16 protein-coding genes are annotated in these 16,278 nt (G+C 39.1%); all 16 read left to right on the top strand.

Annotated elements, in window-relative coordinates; all coding sequences use genetic code 11:
* The first annotated feature begins 166 nt into the window (after nucleotides 1-166).
* The 16 genes from AC6HVZ_RS09780 (at nucleotide 167) to AC6HVZ_RS09705 (ending at nucleotide 16,268) form a co-directional block, all read left to right on the top strand.
* On the top strand, nucleotides 167-1,996 hold the full coding sequence (locus AC6HVZ_RS09780; RefSeq protein ID WP_497557965.1) for a polysaccharide biosynthesis protein: 1,830 nt from the start codon (nucleotides 167-169) through the stop codon (nucleotides 1,994-1,996).
* Nucleotides 1,997-2,015: 19 nt separating this feature from the next.
* Nucleotides 2,016-2,894, top strand: coding sequence for a UTP--glucose-1-phosphate uridylyltransferase GalU (gene galU / locus AC6HVZ_RS09775; RefSeq protein ID WP_497557964.1), 879 nt, complete (start codon nucleotides 2,016-2,018; stop codon nucleotides 2,892-2,894).
* Nucleotides 2,895-2,915: 21 nt separating this feature from the next.
* Nucleotides 2,916-4,079 carry a glycosyltransferase family 4 protein gene (locus AC6HVZ_RS09770; RefSeq protein WP_497557963.1) on the top strand — a complete coding sequence of 388 codons (1,164 nt, stop codon included), beginning with the start codon at nucleotides 2,916-2,918 and terminating at the stop codon, nucleotides 4,077-4,079.
* An 87-nt stretch (nucleotides 4,080-4,166) separates the two neighbouring features.
* A complete protein-coding gene (locus AC6HVZ_RS09765; protein WP_497557962.1) occupies nucleotides 4,167-5,285 on the top strand; it encodes a glycosyltransferase family 1 protein in 1,119 nt (372 codons plus the stop codon).
* Nucleotides 5,282-6,172 carry a glycosyltransferase family 2 protein gene (locus AC6HVZ_RS09760; protein ID WP_497557961.1) on the top strand — a complete coding sequence of 297 codons (891 nt, stop codon included), beginning with the start codon at nucleotides 5,282-5,284 and terminating at the stop codon, nucleotides 6,170-6,172. The genes AC6HVZ_RS09765 and AC6HVZ_RS09760 overlap by 4 nt, the downstream gene beginning before the upstream one ends.
* Before the next feature lie 108 nt (nucleotides 6,173-6,280).
* Nucleotides 6,281-7,357: an EpsG family protein gene (locus tag AC6HVZ_RS09755; protein WP_497557960.1), complete on the top strand. Its 1,077-nt coding sequence runs from the start codon at nucleotides 6,281-6,283 to the stop codon at nucleotides 7,355-7,357.
* A 27-nt stretch (nucleotides 7,358-7,384) separates the two neighbouring features.
* Nucleotides 7,385-8,461, top strand: coding sequence for a UDP-glucose 4-epimerase GalE (galE, locus tag AC6HVZ_RS09750; RefSeq protein ID WP_497557959.1), 1,077 nt, complete (start codon nucleotides 7,385-7,387; stop codon nucleotides 8,459-8,461).
* 15 nt (nucleotides 8,462-8,476) lie between these two features.
* On the top strand, nucleotides 8,477-9,076 hold the full coding sequence (locus AC6HVZ_RS09745) for a sugar transferase (RefSeq protein WP_497557958.1): 600 nt from the start codon (nucleotides 8,477-8,479) through the stop codon (nucleotides 9,074-9,076).
* Between the two features lies 1 nt (nucleotide 9,077).
* A complete protein-coding gene (locus tag AC6HVZ_RS09740) occupies nucleotides 9,078-9,716 on the top strand; it encodes an acetyltransferase (RefSeq protein WP_497557957.1) in 639 nt (212 codons plus the stop codon).
* Between the two features lie 51 nt (nucleotides 9,717-9,767).
* The gene (locus AC6HVZ_RS09735) at nucleotides 9,768-10,922 is read left to right on the top strand and encodes a DegT/DnrJ/EryC1/StrS family aminotransferase (RefSeq protein WP_497558013.1); all 1,155 of its coding nucleotides are present in this window, start codon (nucleotides 9,768-9,770) and stop codon (nucleotides 10,920-10,922) included.
* A 3-nt stretch (nucleotides 10,923-10,925) separates the two neighbouring features.
* Nucleotides 10,926-11,267: a helix-turn-helix domain-containing protein gene (locus AC6HVZ_RS09730; RefSeq protein WP_497557956.1), complete on the top strand. Its 342-nt coding sequence runs from the start codon at nucleotides 10,926-10,928 to the stop codon at nucleotides 11,265-11,267.
* Nucleotides 11,268-11,287: 20 nt separating this feature from the next.
* Complete coding sequence (locus AC6HVZ_RS09725; protein WP_497557955.1) at nucleotides 11,288-12,442, top strand: glycosyltransferase family 1 protein; 1,155 nt, start codon at nucleotides 11,288-11,290, stop codon at nucleotides 12,440-12,442.
* Nucleotides 12,414-13,610 carry a glycosyltransferase gene (locus AC6HVZ_RS09720; protein WP_497557954.1) on the top strand — a complete coding sequence of 399 codons (1,197 nt, stop codon included), beginning with the start codon at nucleotides 12,414-12,416 and terminating at the stop codon, nucleotides 13,608-13,610. The genes AC6HVZ_RS09725 and AC6HVZ_RS09720 overlap by 29 nt, the downstream gene beginning before the upstream one ends.
* A gap of 12 nt (nucleotides 13,611-13,622) precedes the next feature.
* Complete coding sequence (locus AC6HVZ_RS09715; RefSeq protein ID WP_497557953.1) at nucleotides 13,623-14,702, top strand: glycosyltransferase; 1,080 nt, start codon at nucleotides 13,623-13,625, stop codon at nucleotides 14,700-14,702.
* Between the two features lie 47 nt (nucleotides 14,703-14,749).
* Nucleotides 14,750-15,865 (top strand): CDP-glycerol glycerophosphotransferase family protein, encoded by a 1,116-nt coding sequence (locus AC6HVZ_RS09710; protein ID WP_497557952.1) that lies wholly within the window; start codon nucleotides 14,750-14,752, stop codon nucleotides 15,863-15,865.
* Nucleotides 15,852-16,268, top strand: a complete 417-nt coding sequence (locus AC6HVZ_RS09705; RefSeq protein WP_497557951.1) for an FAD synthase family protein — start codon at nucleotides 15,852-15,854, stop codon at nucleotides 16,266-16,268. Before AC6HVZ_RS09710 ends, AC6HVZ_RS09705 begins: the two co-directional genes overlap by 14 nt.
* The last annotated feature ends 10 nt before the right edge of the window (nucleotides 16,269-16,278 follow it).

Here is a 16,278-nt window from a genome sequence, read left to right as displayed (position 1 = left end):
TAATATTCTTCGGTGATGCCTACTTGCCGTTATTCAAGCAGGCACTCGGTTATGCTGTGGGTTGAAGTCAACCTTAGACGCCAGTCGTCGATAGTGTGATGTGAGGATGGGTTAGATGCCCAGATTACATACATAAGCAATAAAACCTTGTACAAGGAGGAAGTATATGACATATAAACAAAGGCTGTCCCTATTTTTTATTGCTGATTCCATCATTGTGTTAACCGCCATTTTCATCAGCAGTTTCCTTGTTCATGCAACGATTTATGTTATTAATCTATCGCTAATATTAAGCTCCATAACCATCCTTCTCTGCCATCATTTTTTTGCAGTCAGATTTAAACTTTATAAGAAGGTGTGGGAGTATGCAAGTATAAGGGAACTGTTAATTATTTTTAAGGTGGTTACTTTTTCCATTATTGGAGCGGTGCTTTTTCAGGGAATGGTCTTACAGGAGATCTTCTTCAGGCTGCTTGCTGTAACTTGGTTGCTTCATCTATTTTTAATTGGCAGTTCCAGGTTCACTTGGAGAATGTATCGTGATCTGATTATGAATCAATCAGACAATAAAAAAAGAACATTAATTGTTGGTGCCGGGTCTGCTGGAACAATGGTTGCAAGGCAATTACTAAAGAAAAATGAGGGGGATTTATTACCAGTCGCTTTTATTGATGACGATGAAAGAAAACACCAGCTTGATATTTTGGGGCTCCCTGTTCGGGGTGGTGTAAAGGATATAGAAAAAATAGTAACAGAGCTGAATATTAATAATATCATTATTTCCATCCCATCTCTCAGTAAAAAAGAATTAAACATTATTTTTCAGGAATGTGCAAAAACAAAAGCTGAAACAAAAATAATGCCATTACTAGAAGATCTGCTGACAGGGAAAATTTCAGTTAATCAATTTCGTGAAGTACAGGTAGAGGATCTGCTGGGAAGAGATCCGGTTGATATGGATATAGAAAGTATTTCAGACTATATTAGCCATCAAACGGTACTGGTTACCGGTGCAGGTGGATCTATTGGATCGGAAATAACACGTCAGATTTCCCGTTTTAATCCTGGAAAACTGATTCTGCTTGGGCATGGTGAAAATAGCATTTATACCATTGAAATGGAGTTAAGGGAAAGTTTTATCACGAATTCAATGGATGTTATTACAGAAATAGCAGACGTCAAAGATGAAGAGAAAATAATGGACGTCATGTCCAGACACCATCCTGATGTTGTCTACCATGCAGCGGCCCATAAGCATGTGCCATTAATGGAACGTAATCCAGAAGAAGCGGTGAAGAACAATATTATTGGGACAATGAATGTTGCAAAGGCAGCAAGCTCGAGCGATGTAAAGACGTTCGTCATGGTTTCAACGGATAAAGCGGTAAACCCAACCAGTGTGATGGGAGCTTCAAAAAGACTGGCTGAAATGGTTGTTCAGGAGATGGATAAACGCAGTAAGACAAAGTTTGTTGCGGTGCGATTTGGCAATGTGCTGGGAAGTCGTGGGAGTGTAATTCCATTATTCAAAAGACAAATAGCAAGAGGCGGTCCGGTGACAGTAACTCATCCTGATATGGTTCGCTATTTTATGACCATCCCTGAAGCTTCAAGACTGGTAATCCAGGCAGGGGCATTAGCAAAAGGCGGGGAGATATTTGTTTTGGATATGGGCGATCCGGTGAAAATTATAGATCTTGCAAAAAATCTAATCAAATTGTCTGGCTACTCACTTGATGAAATTGAACTTGAATTTACTGGTATAAGACCTGGAGAGAAGCTTTTTGAGGAATTACTTAAGGAAAATGAAGTCCATGAACAGCAAGTATATCCAAAAATATATGTTGGAAAAACAACAGCAAATCTTTATATAGAGGACATTAATAGAATCATCAGCAGCTATAACCATGTTGATAGGGAAACCCTTAGACGGGAATTATTAAATTTGGCTAATTTTGAAGCTGTCAGTCAACCGAAGTCAGTTATATCCATATAAGGAAAAGAGGTCTATATAAATGAAAGTAAGAAAAGCAATTATCCCTGCTGCAGGGCTAGGAACAAGGTTTTTGCCGGCAACAAAGGCAATGCCAAAAGAGATGCTTCCGATTGTTGATAAACCAACGATTCAATATATCGTCGAAGAGGCAATCGCTTCAGGCATTGAAGATATTATTATTGTGACAGGCAAAGGAAAGAGAGCCATTGAGGATCACTTTGATAATTCCTTTGAATTGGAACAGAATCTGATTGAAAAGCGCAAATTTGACTTGTTAACCGAAGTCCAGAAGTCTTCCAACATGGTAGATATCCATTATATTCGCCAAAAGGAACCAAAAGGACTGGGGCATGCCATTTGGTGTGCACGCAAATTCATAGGGGATGAACCTTTTGCAGTACTTTTAGGAGATGATATTGTAAAAGCTGAAACCCCATGCCTCAAGCAGATGATTAATCAGTATAATCGATACAATGCTTCCATACTGGCAGTAAAGACAGTGAAAAGGAAGGACGTTTCAAGGTATGGAATTGTTGATGGCAGTATGATCAAGAATCATTTCTACAATGTCCATCATTTAATCGAAAAACCAAAGCAGGAAGAGGCTCCTTCCAACTTAGCTATTGTAGGTAGATATATTTTAAGTCCAAAAATCTTTGCAATTTTAAGTACACAAAAACCAGGTGCTGGAAATGAAATTCAACTGACAGATGCGATAGCTGAACTTAACAAGCTTGAAGCAGTCTATGCTTATGAATTTGCAGGAGAACGTTATGATGTTGGGGAAAAAATGGGCTTTATCCAAACAACGATTGAATTCGCAATTCAGCGAGAGGATTTGCGAAAGGATTTATTGGATTATCTTTCAACGGTCGTGGAGGCTGAATTGACTAAGTAATACGTTAAGGGGGGAGTTAGAGTGTCAAAGAAAATATTGTATTGTGCAACCGTGGACTACCACTTCAAGGCTTTTCACTTGTCTTACATGAAGTGGTTTAAAGAACAAGGATGGGAAGTTGATGTTGCTGCAGCAGGGACTATTCATTTAGCCTATACGGATACCAAGTACAACATTGCCATCGAGCGATCCCCTTTTCATCGAACAAACATAAAAGCATATAAACAATTAAAGGGAATCATAGATCAAAATAACTATTCGATCATTCATTGCCACACCCCCTTAGGAGGCGTGCTTGCCCGGCTTGCTGCGAGGCAGGCAAGAAAACGAGGAACAAAGATCATTTATACAGCACATGGTTTTCATTTCTGTAAGGGAGCTCCATTTTTTAATTGGCTTATATATTATCCAATTGAAAAGTATTTAGCCAGACATACGGATAGTTTAATAACCATTAATCAGGAAGATTATCAATTAGCAACGAAACACCGGTTTAAAGCAGGGACGATTGAACATGTACATGGTGTAGGGGTGGATACAGAACGATTTAAACCAATCAGTGAAAATCAAAAATCGGCGGCGAAAAAGTCATTCGGCTATCAAGCGGATGATTTTTTGTTGTTTTATGCGGCTGAGTTTAATAAAAATAAAAATCAGCAATTTCTGCTCCATTCTCTGGCTTTAATGAAGGAAGAAGTCCCTAATGTCAAACTTCTGCTTGCGGGCGAAGGACATATGATGGAAAGCTGTCAGGAATTAGCCAGTCGTCTTGGGATAAGACATATGGTGAATTTCCTTGGCTTCAGGAAGGATATTGACAAGCTTCTGCCGATGTGTGATGTAGCGGTAGGGTCAAGCTTTCGAGAGGGATTGCCAGTCAATATTATGGAAGCAATGGCATGTGGATTGCCTGTCGTGGTTGTTGATAATAGGGGGCATAGAGAACTTGTTCACAATAACAAAAATGGTTGGATCTTACCAGAATGGAATCCGGTGGAATTCGCCAATAAAGTTATTTCCCTTGCTAAGTTAGAAGATGTAAAGCAGACACTTGGCGGGAAGGGACGAAGTGAGATTCTGGCAAAGTATAGTGTAAACAAAATATTAGCTGAAAAAAGTAAAATTTATCATGCATTAACGGGCTGTAACACCCCCACCTCCAAGCGTGAGAAATCTCAAACGTGAAGGTGGGGAGGAACGGAAACCCATATTGAATGAAGTCTCACTTTATAAAACCCATAGAGAACAAATTGAGGAACAGGAGGAGTCGGTTTGGGCAATCCATTAAGAATCTTGCATGTGGTAGTGAATATGAATCGTGGTGGAGCAGAAACCTTAATTATGAACTTGTATCGACATGTCGATCGTTCAAAGGTGCAATTCGATTTTCTTACTTGTAACGAAGGTGTTTTTGATTCGGAAATCGAAAGCATGGGTGGCATCATTCATCGAATACCATACGTCACACAGGGTGGCCACTTTCGTTATAATCGTAGACTAATGCAATTTTTTCAACAACATGGAGAATATAAAATCATCCATTCACACATGGATAAGATGAGTGGCTTTATCCTCCGTGCTGCTAAACGTGCAAATATCCCGATAAGAATTGCCCATAGCCATAACACGGAAAGTGAGGGTGGATTTGCCGAGAAGACGTATAAATGGTATGCAGGAAGTTATGTTTTGACAAACGCAACACACTTCTATGCTTGTTCACAATATGCTGCAAGATGGTTATTTAAGGATAACTTTCAAGAGGCTTTCATATTAAAAAATGGAATTGAATTAGAAAAATTTCAATTTTCCGATGGAACTCGAAATGAGATTAGAAATGAATTAAACATCGATCAGGATACATTTGTGCTTGGGCATGTGGGTAGATTTTACTCTCAAAAGAACCATCAATTTTTAATCGATGCATTTGCTGGGGTGAGTGAAAAGAATCCTAATTCTGTTCTTTTATTAGCGGGGGATGGGCCATTAAAACCAATGGTTAAGGAAAAAGTAAAAGCCTTGCATTTGGAAGAAAAGGTGAAGTTTCTCGGTGTTAGAAATGATATCGACCGAATGCTTCAAGCATTTGACTTATTTAATTTACCTTCTATTCATGAGGGTCTGCCTGTAACGTTAATCGAGGCTCAAGCTGCTGGGCTGCCATGTTTGATTTCCGATGTGATAACGCGGGAAGTCGATATGGGATGTAATCTCATACAACATTTACCTTTGACTAATACAGATAAATGGGTGGAGGCGATTCTCAATCTGAAAAAAAATAAGCAACCTAGATTAATAACCCAAGAGATCTTCCAAGAGAAAGGCTATGATATTAGAAAAACAGCTGCAGAGACACAAGACGCTTATTTATCATTAGGAGAGAGAGCCATATGAAAAGCTTAACGATATTCACTCCAACATTTAATCGGGCCTATTGTCTTCATCAATGCTATGAAAGTTTGAAAAGGCAGTCCTGTAACGATTTCATCTGGTTAATTATTGATGATGGATCAACAGACAACACGAAGGAATTAGTGGAAGGTTGGATAAATGAAGCGAGTATCCAGATAAATTATCATCAGCAGCAAAATCAAGGGATGCATGGGGCACATAATACAGCATATGAATGGATTGATACAGAACTCAATGTTTGCATCGATTCTGATGATTATATGCCAGATGATGCAGTTGAGTTGATTTTATCATTTTGGAACAAATACGGCAGTGATCAAGTTAGTGGCATGATCGGGCTTAATACGGATCAAACAAATCAGCTTATTGGAACAAGCCTACCTGAGCATATCCAACGGTCAACCTTGTTTGATTTGTATTATAAGCATGGGGTCAAGGGTGATAAAAAACTGGTTTATCGTACAGAATTAACAAGGAAATATGCCTATCCACGCTTTAAAAGTGAAAAATATGTAGGACTCGCATACAAGTATTATATGCTGGATAAGGATTATGAACTGTTATTAATGAATAAGACCCTATGCTGTGTTGAATATCTGCCAGATGGTTCAACAAGTAATATGCTCTATCAGTATCGCAGGAATCCAAAAGGCTTCTCCTTTTACCGGAAAGAACTCATGAAATTACCATTTGCTAATGCTTCGTTTAAGTTTAGGCAAGCGATCCATTATGTTTCCAGTAGCTTCTTCGATAAAAATCGGAACTTTTTACAGGAAACACCTAGAAAAATGCTTACGATTCTAGCTTTGCCGTTTGGGTTTTTATTATATTTATACGTCACATTGAAAACAAGGGAAATCAATGTGTGAGTTACCCACACTGCTAGAGAAGCATCCCTGTCTTCATAAGTGCAGGCCACTAAATCACTATAAGCTTGGTGAACCCTTTGTTTTCTACTATCTGAAAGGAAAGTTCAAATGACGTTACTTTGGATAAATCTTGCTATTGTATTCAGTCTTGCTCTATCTGCTCGTTATTTTGCAACTCCTGCTTTAGCAGGCGGACTTCCGGTTTCCTTCAGACCGAATAGGCTTTTAATCTTTGGAACGATAGCAACGCTTGTAATCATATCTGGACTTCGGGCAAATATTGGAGATACATTTAATTATCGAAATATCTTTGAAGAGAATGACTTTACGTGGGAGTATGTACTATCTGAAAAGGATATTGGGTTTGGGATATTCCAAATGATTTTAAAGAATTATCTATCACAAGATCCGCAAATCCTAATTTTCTCATCGGCGCTGATAACCAACCTGTTAATTATTCTTGTCCTGTATAAGTATTCCAGATTGATTGAACTTAGTATCTATGTATATATAACAGGTGGTTTATTTTTAGTTTCTATGAATGGTATCAGACAGATGTTTGCAGCAGCAATTGCGTTTACAGCATTAAAATTTTTAATCGAAGGTAGTTTCTTCAAGTATGCTATCATCATCATTTGTGCATCATTCATTCATCAAAGTGCACTTATCTTACTGCCAATTTATTTTTTAGTGCGGTTTAAAGCATGGTCAAAGGCAACGATTGCGTTAATCATCCTTTCTGTCATCATTGTCATTGGATATGAACAATTTTCTAACCTATTATTTTCTGCTTTAGAGGATACCCAATACAAGGGTTATGCTAGTTTTGATGAAGGTGGCGCAAATATTATTCGCGTTGCTGTTGGTGCGGCACCACTTTTAATTACCTATCTAGGGAGGGAAAAGTTAAAAGCAATCTTCCCTAAGAGTGATTTTATCGTGAATTTGTCCGTACTTGGATTTGTCTTTATGGTAATTTCTACAGAGCAATGGATATTTGCAAGGATTGCTATCTATTTTCAGCTTTATCAATTAATTCTTATTTCTTGGCTTGTGAAACTCTTTAGAGAAAAGGATCAAAAATTTATCTACTTTGGAATTATTGTTTGTTACTTCGTCTTTTACTATTACGAAAATGTAATTAGTTTAAACATACAATACCGAAGTGACTTCTTAATTTGGTGAAAAATTTGCTTAGAAGGAGGGAAGGAAATGGCTGTTCTTGTAACAGGTGGGGCCGGGTATATTGGTAGTCATACCTGTGTCGAGCTTTTAAATGAAGGGTATGAAGTTATTGTGCTGGATAACTTTTCAAATAGTAATCCAGAGGCGCTGAAACGAGTATCTGAGATTACTAAAAAACCATTAAAGACATATCATGTTGACTTACTCGATAAGGAAAAGGTCGCTGGAGTTTTCTCAGAGAATAAGATTGATGCCGTCATCCATTTTGCTGGTCTTAAGGCAGTTGGTGAGTCTATATCGGTACCGCTTAAGTATTATCAGAACAATATAGCAAGTACGATTATTTTATGTGAGGTGATGCAGCAGTATCGAGTGAACAAATTGGTGTTTAGTTCCTCGGCAACTGTGTATGGCAGCACAGATAAAGTCCCTATTGATGAGGAAGCAGCATTGAATGCAGTGAATCCATATGGGCGAACAAAACAAATGATTGAAGAAATATTACGAGATGTCGCTTTTTCCGATCAGAGCTGGAGTGTTGCGTTACTACGCTATTTTAACCCAATTGGCGCACATCCAAGTGGACATATTGGTGAAGCTCCTAATGGAATACCGAACAATCTGTTGCCATATATTTCCCAGGTGGCAGTTGGGAAAAGAGAGCGGCTTACTGTATTTGGGGATGACTATTCGACGAAAGATGGAACAGGTGTAAGGGATTATATTCATGTCGTCGATTTGGCTTTAGGTCATCTAAAGGCATTGGAAAGTGTTTTGTCCAGTTCGGGAATCGATGCATATAATTTAGGAACGGGCAAAGGTTATAGTGTATTGGAAATGGTAGCAGCATTTGAAAAGGCTTCAGGAAAACCAATTCCGTATACGATTGCTAAGCGGCGCCCAGGGGATGCAAGTATTTGCTATGCTAATCCGCATAAAGCTAAAGAAAAGCTCGGCTGGCAGGCAAAGAGAGGGATTGAAGCAATGTGTGAGGACATATGGCGATGGCAGCGAAACAATCCGAATGGATATGAGAAAATATCCAGAATAATAGCTTTTAACAATCAACCGGTGCATGACGCAGCGGGTTTTTTATTTCCTTAAAGGAGTGGGATATGGATGAAACGAGTAATGGATCTTTTCATTTCCTTTATTTTAATGACATTATTTTCCCCATTAATTGTTTTTACAGCGGTGGCTGTGAGGATAAGAATGGGATCACCCGTATTGTTTAAACAACAGCGTCCAGGACGACTCGGCAAGCCATTTTATCTTTATAAATTCCGGACAATGCTAAATCAGACAGATAAAGTAGGAGAGGTGTTAGCAGATGAAGACCGTCTAACCTCTTTAGGTGCATTTCTAAGAAAGTACAGCATAGATGAATTACCCCAGCTAATCAATGTCTTAAAAGGTGAAATGAGCCTGGTTGGACCAAGGCCATTATTAATGGAATATCTCCCGCTTTATAATCGAAAACAGCGAAGACGTCAAAATGTAAAACCTGGAATTACAGGCTGGGCACAGGTCAATGGCAGAAATACGCTAACCTGGAATGAAAAATTTGAACGGGATACATGGTATGTAGATAACCAGAATTTATTACTAGATTGCAAAATCCTGTGGCTAACGATTGTAAAGGTTTTGAAAAAAGAAGGAATCAGTCAGCAAGGCTCTGTAACGATGGAAAAATTCAATGGCAACCAAGAGGTGCTGTAAGATGAATGTCATCATCCTTGGAGATGGCGGCCATAGCAGGGTCATCCAGGAAATGGTTTTCTGTGGTGAGGAATATAAGGTTACGGCAATTTTGGATGATAAATATAATCAAAGATTTCAGGAAAGAGGAATGGTTCATGCCCCTATTTCCTACCTTGTGAAGCTGTTTCGTCATGATAGCAAAGTCGTGGTAGCAATCGGTTCCAATGAAATCAGAAGAAAGATTGTTCAAAGCTTACGACTGCTACCTAAGCACTACTTAACGGTTATTCACCCAACAGCTGTCGTTAGTAAATCAGCTAGGGTCGGAAACGGTACGGTAATTATGCCAAATGCTGTTGTCAATGCAAATACAACTATTGGCATGCATTCGATTATCAATACAGGTGCTGTGGTAGAACATGATAATTCGATAGGAGACTTCTCCCATATTTCACCAAATGGGACACTAGCAGGAAATGTAACTGCCGGTGAAGGGGTACATGTTGGCTCATCTGCCACGGTTATTCCCGGAAAGCATCTTGGCAGCTGGTCGGTAATTGGCGCAGGCTCTACTGTTATCGAGCATATACCTGCGTATAGCAAGGCTGTGGGTAGTCCTACAAGAATAATAGAAAGAATTCTGGTGAAAAAAGAATAGAGAGGCGGTGTTTTGTTGACAAAACCGAGAATTAACCTATCATTGGCACACATGACTGGAAGAGAGCAGCACTATATAAATGAAGCATTTGAAACAAATTGGATTGCACCACTGGGACCGAATGTAGATGCATTTGAAAAGGAATTTGCCAAAGCAGTAGACGTAAAAGCCGCTGTGGCTGTGAGCTCGGGAACAGCAGCGATTCATTTGGCTCTTTGCTTATTGGATGTATCAAAAGGAGATAGAGTGTTTTGTTCGACACTTACATTTGTTGCAAGTGCTAATCCCATTTTATATCAGGGTGCAGAGCCGGTCTTTATCGACTCGGAGCCAGATTCATGGAATATGTCACCAATAGCATTAAACAGAGCAATGGAGGAAGCTGCCATCAAGGATGAGCTGCCCAAGGCTGTTATTGTGGTAAATCTATATGGGCAAAGCTCAAAAATGGATGAAATCAAAAGAATTTGCGACCTTTATGACGTATCGATTATTGAGGATGCAGCAGAATCGCTCGGAACGACTTACAAAGGAAAGGCAAGTGGTACATTAGGCGAGTTTGGGATCTACTCCTTTAATGGCAATAAAATTATTACAACCTCTGGTGGTGGAATGCTTGTATCTGATCATGTAGAGGCAATCAATAGAGCACGCTTTTTAGCTAGCCAGGCACGTGACCCAGCTCTCCACTACCAGCATAGTGTCACAGGCTATAATTATCGGTTGAGTAACCTTTTGGCAGGGGTTGGCAGAACACAATTACAAGTACTTGATGACCGGGTACATGCGAGAAGAGGATTATTTGAACTTTATACCCATGGATTAGCAGACTTGCCTGGGGTTAGGTTTATGCCGGAATTAAAAGAGACAAAATCGAATCGCTGGCTCACAACATTAACCATTGATGAGGCAAAAGCAGGGGTTTCTGTAAACCAATTGTTGAAAGCATTTCAAAAAGAAAATATAGAAGTGCGTCCCGTATGGAAACCCCTTCATATGCAGCCGCTTTTCCAGGGAGCGAGCTATTATCCCCACGAAAAGAATGATCATGTAGCGGAGTCGTTATTTGCTACAGGGATATGTCTTCCATCCGGATCAGGTCTAACTGGAGAAGAACAGCTGCGTGTAATCAAATGCTTTAGGGATGCGCTAAATAAAACCATCAGTAATTGGCGTTATATGATATTAGGAAAACAAGAGGTATAACAAATGATAGGATACAATATCCAGAAGCTAAGAAAAAGGAAAGGATTCACATTATCTGAATGTGCGGAACGGGCAAATATATCAAAGTCTTATTTAAGTAATATCGAACGAAATGTCAATCAGAACCCGTCCATTCAAATCATGGAAAAGATTGCGATCGTACTGGATGTGGATATGCGTACACTGATTGGCTCAAATCCATCAAACCAGCTATATCTTGAAAATGAATGGATGGATTTTGTGAAAGCGTTGAAGCAATCAGGAGTTGAAAAAGGTCAACTACATGAGTATAAGACAGTAATTGAATTTGCTAGATGGCAGAAGGAGAGGGACAATTCAGGGTAATACTGCAAAGGGGAAAAGAAATGAAAAGTTCAATGCCGATAAAGATCCTGCATGTAGTTGGTGCAATGAACATGGCGGGAACAGAGACAATGCTGATGAACATTTACCGGAATATGGATCGCAAAAAAGTTCAATTTCACTTTGTTTCCTATAGTGAGAAGGAAGCAGCCTATGATCAGGAAATAACGAACCTAGGTGGAAAAATCATCAGGCTGTCCAACACCATATCCGTTAAAGCACTTTACGATGTAATGAAAAAACATGGCCCGTATAAAGCGGTTCATTCACATACTTTATTTCACACAGGAATTGCAAATGCAGCCGCTTTTCTGGCTGGTGTCAAAATTAGAATCGCACATGCCCACACTACCTCAGACATAGATAATGGTTTTAGAAGGAAAGCTTATATTTCATTCATGCGCTTAATAACCAACCACTTTTCCACAAAGTTATTAGCATGCAGCAATAAGGCAGGAAGCTATCTGTTTGGCGAAACGGGATTGAAAAAGGGAAAATATTCGTACTTTCCCAATGCCATTGATTATAAGAAGTTCCTGATCCCAGCAAAAAAGGATTTAAGAAAGTTTAAAGTCGAAGAAGGGCTTGGAAGTAGTATCGTGCTTGGTCATGTCGGCAGGTTTATTGAAGCAAAGAATCATTCTTTTTTGTTAGAGGTAATGAAAAGAATCATTACCAAGGATCCTTCGGTAAAACTGCTGCTGGTCGGTGATGGAGATTTAAGAGTAAAGCTTGAAAAAATGGCAAAAAAAGAAGGACTCGATGAAACTATCAGATTTGCCGGAATTAAAAAGGATATCGTCTCAGCGATGCACAGTATGGATGTGTTTGTTTTTCCATCTTTGTATGAGGGGCTTGGATTAGTCTTATTAGAAGCACAGGCAAGCGGAGTGCCCTGTGTCGTGTCTGAAGCGATACAGCCTGAAGCGGATTTAGATCTTGGTTTGATTACAACGCTATCGCTCGCGGATGGGGCTGCTGCTTGGGCAGATAAAATAATGAAGCTTGTATCTGTCAGAGAAAGAAATATAAATAAGATCATCACGGCTTTTGAATACAGTGGATATTCTTTGAATGATGCCATTTCAACATTAATGGGTATCTATCAATCGAACACAGGAGGAGCATATGAAGGAAATATTAATCGCTTCCTATGACATGGAGGTTGGCGGGGTCGAGAGAAGTTTGGTTAGCATGCTTGACCATTTCGATTATAAGCATCACAACGTTGAGTTAATGCTGTATAGGCATGAAGGGGATTTTATGGAACAGCTGACAACCAACATAACTTTGCTAAAGGAAATCGCCCAATATGCGACCTTCAGAAAGTCCATTGGCGAAATTATCAAGGCTAAAAACTATTCCATTGCTTTGTCAAGAATTTTATCTAAGCTAATTGCTGAATTGAATGGCAGATGGAAGCGAATTGATGAACCAGGCTATTACCAGCTGCAATTGATGTGGAAATATGCCCTGCCTTTTCTACCCAAAGTAGAAAAGGCATATGATATGGCGATCAGTTACCTTTGGCCACATTATTTTGTTGCGGAAAAAGTATGTGCGAAGAGAAAGGTTGCTTGGATTCATACCGATTATTCAACCGTCTATACAGATATAAGTATGGACCTAAAAATGTGGCGAAAATTTGATACCATTATCGCAGTTTCGGATGCATGCAAGGAGTCATTTATAGAGAAATACAGTGAACTAGAAAATAAGGTTATCGTGATGGAAAATGTAACTGCACCAGATCTTGTAAAGAATTTGGCAGATGAAAAAATAGAAAATCCGATGATCAAGGATTCCCGCTTTAAAATAATCACTGTAGCGAGGCTTTCCCATGCAAAAGGCATGGATAATGCTGTAAGGGCATTAAGCTTATTAAAGGATAGAGGCTATACAAATATTTCCTGGTATGTAGTCGGATATGGCGGCGAGGAAGAGACGCTAAGCAGGCTAATAGCTAACAACGATCTAACAGCAGATTTTATCTTACTGGGTAAAAGGACGAATCCCTATCCATTTATGAAAGCAGCAGATTTATATGTTCAGCCTTCAAGATATGAGGGAAAGGCTGTGACGGTTGGGGAAGCACAGATTCTTGCTAAGCCTGTTTTGATTACAAATTATCCAACTGCTCAGAGTCAGGTGGAGGACGGGGTGGATGGGATGATATGTGATCTATCCATTGAAGGGATTGCTGCTGGGATCGAAACACTTTATAAGAATTCGGAAATACGAAGGGAGCTAGCGGACAACTGCAGAAATACAGACTATCGAAATGATCAGGAGCTTGAGAAATTATACAAATTGGCATTGGTCTAGGAGGGACAATAGATGTTAAATAAGGGAAAAGTTAGCGTTGTTGTTCCTATCTACAAGGTAGAGAAATATCTTCATCGTTGTATCGAAAGTATTGTAAATCAAACCTATAAAAACCTCGAAATAATTCTTGTGGATGACGGTTCGCCGGATCATTGCGGGGAAATCGCAGAAGGTTATCGAAAAGAGGACCCCCGGATAACCGTTATTCATAAAGAAAATGGTGGGCTGTCAGATGCAAGAAATCACGGAGTAAAACAGGTAACAGGGGAATATACCATGTTTGTTGATAGTGATGATTGGCTAGAAAAAAATATGATAGAATGGCTGGTGAATTATTGTCTGAAGTTTAGTGCTGATATCGTCCAATCAGCTTTTTATTATGCACATGAAGAAAAGCTGCTCATTGACAACCGATTTCATCGTAGGGGTGATGCACCAATACAATTGGATAATCAATTGTTGATGCAGGAATTAGTTGAAAATAAAAAAGTGAAGAACTTTGCTTGGGGGAAGCTTTATAAAACCGAATTAATTAAGGATATTCCGTTTAAAAAAGGAGTACTATTTGAAGACGTTTTTTGGGCACATCAGGTAATGCATAACGTAAATACCTTTATACTCCTGCATCAGCCGTTGTACTACTATTACCAGAGGGATGACAGCATCGTTGCTGCATATACCCCGAGAAATCTGGATATCATCAAGGGTCTAAAAGCAAGGCATCAGTTTATTGATGAGCATTATAAAGAGTTGAAGAATGCATCTTATAAAGAGATTTTAAAGGCATGTCTGATCCATTATAACTTACTTATCAGGAATAGAAAAAAAGATAAGACTGGGGTACACAGAAGAGAAATTCAGTCTTACATACAAGATAACTACAAGCGATTTAAAAGAGCTGCAGCGAATGATCGTCAGCTAAGAAAGCAATTATATTTATTTTCTATCCATCCTTATCTCAATATTATCTTCCTTGGCTTAAGAAAAGGTCTTAGGTCAATGAAAATACTACCAATGCCACCACCAACATTCCAACAGGTGGATGGAAAGATGGGAAAGGAGAGTTGTAAAAAATGGAAATGGCACGCATAAAGAAGCTAACGGCTTTGATTATCATTTATCTCTGTAATCTCCTGCCATTGAAAAAGAATAAAGTTTTTCTGTTTAGTTATTATGGCAGTAATTATGGATGCAATCCGAAATATATCACTGATTACCTGCAAAAGGAATATCCAAAAGATCAGTTTGATATCGTTTGGGCATTTAACGAGCCCAAATCTGAGAATTTCCCGGATTCCATTAGACAGGTGAGAACGATGTCTTTCAGATACTTCTATGAAATATGTACTGCAAAGGTTGTCATCACAAACTTTCGAACAACGGACTTATTTGTGAAAAGGAAAAACCAGTATTATATCCAGACCTGGCATAGTTCACTAAGGCTAAAGCAAATTGAGCAGGATGCAGAGAATGTGCTTCCTAAGAGCTATGTGCAAATGGCGAAATTAGATTCTTTAAAGTGTGATTTATTATTATCAGGTTGTAAGTACAGTACAGCTATTTTCAAGAAATCCTTCTGGTATGATGGGGAAATTTTTGAGCATGGGACCCCTCGAAATGATTTACTTTTTAGAAACGATTCCGATCGAAAGAAAGCGATTAAAAAGAGTGCGGAAATCCCAACTGGTTCCAAGGTGCTGCTGTATGCTCCAACATTCAGAAAGGATAATAATTTATCGGTGTATGATTTGAACTATTCTTTTCTCTCCGAAAAGCTGGCAAGCAAATATGGAGGTGAATGGGTCATCCTGATTAAATTGCACCCACACCTAATGAATAAATCACATCCGTTAACCGATGGATGCAATGTTATTGACGTAACTGGTTATGATGATATCCAGGAGCTGCTGCTCATAGCAGATGTACTAATTTCCGATTACTCATCCTTGATGTTTGATTTCACCATAACGAAGCGACCGTGCTTCCTTTATACGCCAGACATCAAGGAATATACAAGCCAGGATCGCAAGCTATATTTTGATCTAAATGCGTTGCCGTTTAGTAGTGCGATAAGCAATGAAGACCTGTTCGATAAACTGGAGCAATTTGATTATGAGCGCTATAAAGAAAAGCTGAATGCGTTTTTAGCGAATGTTGGATCATTTGAAGAAGGCAAAGCAGCTGAACATGTAACAAGACGATTACAGGAGATTTGTTTCAGCAAAAAAAGGAGTGAAAGGCATGAAGCGGTATAAAGTGGGCTATACAACAGGAGTTTTCGATTTATTTCATGTTGGCCACTTGAATATTCTAAAAAGGGCAAAGGAACAATGTGAATACCTCATTGTAGGTGTCAGCACAGATGAATTGGTGATGGAATATAAACAGAAAAAGCCAGTCATTGCCTATGAGGATAGAAAAGCAATTGTAGAGGGAATAAAGTACGTTGACCAAGTAGTTCCACAACTAAATAGAGAAAAATTTGTTGCATGGGAGCATTTACTTTTTGATGTCATGTTTGTCGGTGATGATTGGAAGGGAAGTGCTCTTTTTGCTTCGGTTGAGAAAAGGTTTAAGCAGGTCGGTGTGGATGTTGTTTATTTCCCGTATACGAAAGGTGTCTCGTCGACGGTGGTGAAGGAAAAGATAAGGTTGTAAGGGAGTGTTG

This window comes from Oceanobacillus sp. NCCP-135 (assembly GCF_059698015.1).
This window is presented reverse-complemented; position numbering and strand designations above follow the sequence as displayed.